Origin of the sequence: Paraconexibacter sp. (genome assembly GCF_041602235.1) — a bacterium.
GTDB lineage: Bacteria > Actinomycetota > Thermoleophilia > Solirubrobacterales > Solirubrobacteraceae > Paraconexibacter.
Map to the genome: position 1 here is coordinate 1 of NZ_JBFIGP010000339.1, position 3701 is coordinate 3701.

5 protein-coding genes are annotated in these 3701 nt (G+C 73.2%); 3 read left to right on the forward strand and 2 right to left on the reverse strand.

Translation table 11 applies throughout. The features are described 5' to 3' along the window. Both ABYE80_RS18390 and ABYE80_RS18395 read right to left on the reverse strand, forming a co-directional pair. On the reverse strand, positions 1–563 hold a 563-nt coding region (locus ABYE80_RS18390; RefSeq protein WP_372791755.1), incomplete at its 3' end, for an ATP-binding cassette domain-containing protein. A 123-nt stretch (positions 564–686) separates the two neighbouring features. Further along, on the reverse strand, positions 687–986 hold the full coding sequence (locus tag ABYE80_RS18395; RefSeq protein WP_372791756.1) for a metal-sensitive transcriptional regulator: 300 nt from the start codon (positions 984–986) through the stop codon (positions 687–689). Positions 987–1058: 72 nt separating this feature from the next. Between ABYE80_RS18395 and ABYE80_RS18400 the strand changes: the two genes are divergently transcribed. The 3 genes from ABYE80_RS18400 to ABYE80_RS18410 form a co-directional block, all read left to right on the forward strand. Then, the gene (locus ABYE80_RS18400) at positions 1059–1265 is read left to right on the forward strand and encodes a heavy-metal-associated domain-containing protein (RefSeq protein ID WP_372791757.1); all 207 of its coding nucleotides are present in this window, start codon (positions 1059–1061) and stop codon (positions 1263–1265) included. Then, on the forward strand, positions 1262–2185 hold the full coding sequence (locus ABYE80_RS18405) for a hypothetical protein (protein WP_372791758.1): 924 nt from the start codon (positions 1262–1264) through the stop codon (positions 2183–2185). The genes ABYE80_RS18400 and ABYE80_RS18405 overlap by 4 nt, the downstream gene beginning before the upstream one ends. 26 nt (positions 2186–2211) lie before the next feature. After that, positions 2212–3701 (forward strand): heavy metal translocating P-type ATPase (locus ABYE80_RS18410; protein WP_372791759.1); only part of this gene is annotated, 1490 nt, incomplete at its 3' end.

Here is a 3701-nt window from a genome sequence, read left to right on the forward strand (position 1 = left end):
AGCCGGCGCAGCAGGCGCCTCATGCGCGCCTCCAGGACCGCGTCGAGCCCGGTGGCGGGCTCGTCGAGCAGGAGCACCGGGGGCCGTCCGACGAGCTCGGCGCCACAGGACGCCCGGCGGCGCTGACCGTCGGAGAGCGACGCGATCCTGATGTCGGCGCGGTCCTCCATCTGCAGCTGACCGAGCACCTCGTCGACGCGGTCGTCCAGTTCGGATGCGCTGGTGCCCGGCGGGAGGCGCAGCTCCGCCGCGTACCGCAGCGCCTCGCGCACCGTGAGCTCCGGGTGCAGCAGCGTGCCGAAGGGCACGTAGCCGACGTCGGTGGAGCGCAGGCGGACGGAGTGCCCTCCGAGCTCGACCGACCCGGCGGCAGGCTCCACCACCCCGGCGAGCGTGCGCAGCAGGGTCGACTTCCCGGAGCCGCTGGCGCCGATCAGCCCGATCATGCGCCCGACCGGCACCGAGATCGACGCCGATCGCAGGATCGTCTGCCCGCCCGCCGTCACGGTGAGCCCGCGCGCCTCGAGCCCCTCGGGGGCGGTGGTCGGCGAGACGGACGTCACGCGCGAACCGTACCCCGCCGACGCCGGCGCCGCGCCGCCGCGGGAGTGCGACGGGGCCCCACGGGGGACGTCGTGGCGCCGCCGCGATCGGCGGGCCCACCGTCCCCGGCGGGCCCGGGCTGCTCAGCCGCGGCGCATGAGCCGCGCGACGGCACCCATGAGCTCGTCGGTGCGGTCGACCTGCTTGTCCTCGGGGCCGCCGATCACGCAGTGACGTGCGTGCTCGTCGAGCAGGCCGAGGGCGACCTTGTCCAGCGCGGCCTGGACCGCACCGATCTGGGTGATCACGTCGATGCAGTAGCGGTCGTCCTCGACCATGCCCTGGATGCCGCGGACCTGACCTTCGATGCGGCGCAGGCGCTTCTGCAGCTGGTCCTTCGTGGCGGTGTACCCGCGCGGTTCCGTGGCAGCCATGCGACCCATTCTTGCATACCCCCTCAGGGTGTGTATAGTGATACCCCCTCCCCGTATACACCCCTACCATTGGAGATCACCATGAGCACCACGACCACTTACACCGTCAAGGGGATGACCTGCGAGCACTGCAAGGCCTCCGTGATCGAGGAGGTCTCCGAGGTCGCCGGGGTCAGCGGCGTCACGGTCGACCTCGCCAGCGGCCGGGTCGACGTCACGGGCGACGACGTGCAGGACGCGGCGGTGCGTGCCGCGGTCGACGAAGCCGGGTACGAGGTCGTCTCATGAGCGTTCCGGTCCGCCTCGCGCTCTTCGGAGCGTTGATGGTCATCGCGTTCGGCGCGGCAGCCGCGCTCGGCGGCGTCGTGGATCCGCAGACCGACACCGAGAGCACCGCCCACGCGACCCCGGGCGCAGCCCCGATGAGCGAGGAGCACGCTTCCTCGGACGACGCGACCGGTGACGACGACCACGCCGTTGCGGACGACGGCCACGCCGCGCCCGACGGCGGTCACCAGGGCACGCCCGACGCGAGCCTCCCGGGCCTCGCCTCGGTCACCGCCGACGGCCGGCGCCTCGTGCTGGACACGACCGAGAGCGCCGCCGGCCGCGACCGATCCATCGCGTTCGCGATCGTCGACGAACGCGGCGCCGTCGTGCGGGACTTCGATGTGGCGCACACCAAGCGCATGCACATGATCCTGGTCCGCCGCGACCTCACCGGGTTCCAGCACCTGCACCCCACCCAGGCCGCCGACGGGTCCTGGCGCACCGTCGCCGACCTGTCGAGCGGCGGCACCTGGCGCGTCTTCGCCGACTTCACCGTCGACGGGACGCAGGAGACCCTCGGGGCCGACCTCCAGGTGCCCGGATCGTTCACGCCGCGCGCGGTCCCGGCCCCGGCGCCGACCGCGCGCTCGGACCGCGGCGCCACCGTCCGGCTCGAGCGCACCGGGGACCGCGTCGCCTTCACCGTCCTACAGGACGGGACCGACGTCACCGCGCGCCTGCAGCCGTACCTGGGCGCGCGCGGCCACCTCGTCGCGCTGCGAGCCGGCGACCTGGCCTACCTGCACACCCACCCCGACGGTGACGAGCTCGCCTTCGAGACCGACCTGCCCTCCGCCGGCACCTACCGGCTGTTCGTGCAGTTCCAGCTCGACGGCCGGGTCCACACCGCCGCCTTCACCGAGGAGGTGCCGTCGTGAGCACGCTCGACCTGCCCATCACCGGGATGACCTGCGCCTCGTGCGCCAACCGCATCGAGCGCAAGCTCAACAAGCTCGACGGCGTCGAGGCGACCGTCAACTACGCCACCGAGAAGGCCGCGGTGACCTTCGACGACGCGACCGTCAGCCCCGACGACCTCGTCGCCGCGGTCCGGGCCGCGGGCTACGAGGCGGCGGTGCCGTCCACCGGCGCGCCGACCGACGGCGCGGGTGAGGAGCCCGAGGACCCGACGGCCGCGCTGCGCCGCCGGCTGATCGTCTCGGCGATCCTCTCCGTGCCGGTGTTCCTGCTGTCCATGATCCCGGCGCTGCAGTTCGACGACTGGCAGTGGCTGGCCTGGAACCTGGCGACCCCGGTCGTGTTCTGGGCTGCCTGGCCGTTCCACCGCGCCGCCTGGGCGAACGCCCGCCACGCGACCGCGACGATGGACACGCTGATCAGCGTCGGCACGCTGGCCGCCTACATCTGGTCGGTCGTCTCGCTCTACGCAGGGGACGCCGGGATGACCGGCATGACCATGGCGTTCGACCTGGTCCCCGACCGCTCGACGAGCCTCGACCACGTGTACTTCGAGGTGGCGTCGATCGTCATCACGTTCATCCTCGCGGGCCGCTACTTCGAGGCCCGCGCCAAGCGCCGGGCGGGCGCGGCCCTCGAGGCGCTCCTGCACCTCGGGGCCAAGGACGTCGCGGTGCTCGGCGAGGACGGGAGCGAGACGCGCATCCCGATCGAGCAGCTCGAGGTCGGCCAGCGCTTCGTCGTCCGGCCGGGCGAGAAGGTCGCGACCGACGGCGTCGTCGAGGAAGGCGCGTCGGCCATCGACGAATCGCTGCTGACCGGCGAGTCCGTCCCGGTCGAGAAGGCTCCCGGCGACGATGTCGTGGGCGCCGCGGTGAACGTCGGCGGACGGCTCGTCGTCCGTGCTACCCGGGTCGGCTCCGACACCGCCCTGGCCCAGATCGCCCGCCTCGTCACCGACGCGCAGACGGGCAAGGCGCCCGTGCAGCGTCTCGCGGACCGCATCTCCGGCGTGTTCGTGCCGATCGTGCTCGTCGTGGCCGCCGCCACGCTCGGGTTCTGGCTCGGGGCGGGTGAGGGCTCCGCGTTCGCCTTCACCGCCGCGGTCGCGGTGCTGATCATCGCGTGCCCGTGCGCGCTGGGTCTCGCCACTCCCACGGCGTTGCTCGTCGGCACCGGTCGCGGCGCCCAGCTCGGCCTGCTCATCAAGGGCCCGGAGATCCTCGAGTCCACGCGCCGCGTGGACACCATCGTCCTCGACAAGACCGGCACGGTCACCACCGGCCGGATGGAGCTGGTGGACGTCGTCGTCGCCGAGTCGACCGACCGGGCGACCGCGGTGCGGATCGTCGGCGCGCTCGAGGACGCCTCCGAGCACCCGGTGGCGAGGGCGATCGCGAACGCGGCCCGCGAGGAGGGCGACGGGACGCTGCCCCCTGTCGAGGGCTTCACCAACCGCGCCGGGCTCGGCGTCGA